Annotated in this window: 3 protein-coding genes; 2 read left to right on the top strand and 1 reads right to left on the bottom strand. The window is 60.6% G+C overall.

The genetic code is table 11. The annotated features are described in order from the left end of the window. Positions 1–731 (bottom strand): oxidoreductase (locus OE747_RS24550; RefSeq protein WP_450104001.1); only part of this gene is annotated, 731 nt, incomplete at its 3' end. Positions 732–1,103: 372 nt separating this feature from the next. Between OE747_RS24550 and OE747_RS24545 the strand changes: the two genes are divergently transcribed. Next, positions 1,104–1,556, top strand: a complete 453-nt coding sequence (locus tag OE747_RS24545) for a TspO/MBR family protein (RefSeq protein ID WP_263831055.1) — start codon at positions 1,104–1,106, stop codon at positions 1,554–1,556. A 13-nt stretch (positions 1,557–1,569) separates the two neighbouring features. Beyond that, the coding region (locus OE747_RS24540) for a CIA30 family protein (RefSeq protein WP_263831054.1) at positions 1,570–1,834 on the top strand (265 nt) is incomplete at its 3' end.

The raw sequence follows: 1,834 nt of genomic DNA, 5'->3' as shown, positions 1-1,834 counted from the left end.
GGCCCATCCACGGCCGACGTTCTGAAGAACAGCGGAACATCGTCGGGAAGCGTTGCGCGAACGGCCTCGGCAATCTCGCAGGCTAGCCGCATCCGGCCCTGAAGGTCGCCACCATACCTGTCGGTTCTCTTGTTGGAGAGCGGCGACAGGAAACTGTGAAGCAGATAGCCATGGGCGCCATGGATCTCGACGATCCTGTAGCCAGCCTGAAGGGCGCGCCGGGTGGCGGAGACAAAGTCGTCCACCAACTGCCGGATCTCCGGAATGCTAAGCGCGTGCGGGATAGGCCAGCCCTCGGCGACCGGGATCGCCGAGGGGCCCACCGGGGTCCAGGGCATGTCGCCTCGGTCGAGGTCGGACTGATCGAGTGGTCCGTTGCCGAACCATGGGCGCTGCATGCTCGATTTCCGGCCCGCATGCCCGAGCTGGATCGCTGGAATGGCGCCGTTGCGCAAAGCAAACTGGGCGATACGGGCATGACCGGGGATTTGGCTGTCGGCCCAGAGGCCGGGGCAGCCGTGAGTGATCCTCCCACCCTTCTGAACCGCCGTCGCCTCGGTGAAGATGATCCCCGCACCGCCGATCGCGAACCGGCCAAGATGAACGAGGTGCCAGTCATCCAGATGACCTTCATGGGCAGAATACTGGCACATGGGAGAGATCACGACCCGGTTGCGGGTTTCAACGCCGCGCAGTTCGAGCGGACGGAAAAGGAACGGAATCTCAGACATCTTTGGCCTCTTTTGCTTTGGGCAGAGCTTTAGAGTTTATGCGCATTCGGTGCAATCTATCCCGGAGCTTGGGGTTTCGGAGCTGATGCGCGCAACCATCTGGGAAAAGGTCTCAAGCGACCGATTTGCCCTGGATTGTGGTTAGGCTTCCACCCCGACAGATCACGTCAATAGACCCGACAGTCAGCCTGTTCTCGCCCGCTGAATACGTGCGGCAACTTGTACCCAGCAGGAGGGTGGTTCGAACGCTTCTTCGCGATGACGTCTGACTGCACCTGGGAATGACCTAGCATTGGGGCCAAGACACTGCCAATGTTCGAGCGAACATGCGTCGACCTAAGGACAACCAATACCTCAACCGATGGAGAACAGATGTCCAAGACCCTCATGCGCATTGCCTTCGTGCTGCTGGTTGTTGGTGGCGGCATTCTCATCGGCACGCTCACCGCGCCGGGTGAGTGGTATGCTGGGCTGAACAAGCCGCCTTTCAACCCGCCCAACTGGATCTTCGCACCGGTTTGGACCCTGCTCTATCTGCTGATCGCCATGGCCGGGTGGCGGACGTGGGAAGCGGGCCACCCGGGGTCGGCGATGCGACTCTGGGGCTTGCAATTGGGTCTCAATTTCCTGTGGTCCCCAGCCTTTTTCGTGGCGCAGCAACCCTGGATCGCGTTCATCATAATCCTGGCGTTGCTCGGGGTCATCGTGATGTTCATTCGCGAGCGTTGGACAGCCGACCGGGTATCGGCACTGGCCTTTGTCCCCTACGCTGCATGGGTGGCCTTCGCTGCGGCGCTGAACCTGTCGATTGCCGTGTTAAACTGATCGGAAACCGCTCTTGCTGACTCACGGAACCCTGATACTGGCCGCTTTGATCATAATTGGCTGCGGCTTTCGCGCCCATGCCGAGGACAAGATGTTCGAGGACTTCGAGACCAATCCAGCCACACGCTGGGACTACATAGCCGACACCGTGATGGGGGGTGTCTCGAGTGGTCAGGTCTCCTTTGAAGCCAACGGCACGGATTCGTTCGCGCGGCTCACCGGGACGGTCAGCACGGCAAACCGGGGCGGCTTCATCCAGTTCCGTCGACAACTGGATG

It is taken from the genome of Ruegeria aquimaris (assembly GCF_025751555.1).
GTDB classification, from domain to species: domain Bacteria; phylum Pseudomonadota; class Alphaproteobacteria; order Rhodobacterales; family Rhodobacteraceae; genus Ruegeria_B; species Ruegeria_B aquimaris.
The sequence above is the reverse complement of the archived record's forward strand: the minus strand, read 5'-3'. Positions and strand labels throughout refer to the sequence as shown.

Excerpts from the sequence above, each read along its gene's own strand:
- OE747_RS24545 (WP_263831055.1), top strand. The coding sequence starts at position 1,104 with ATGTCCAAGACCCTCATGCGCATTGCCTTCGTGCTGCTGGTTGTTGGT.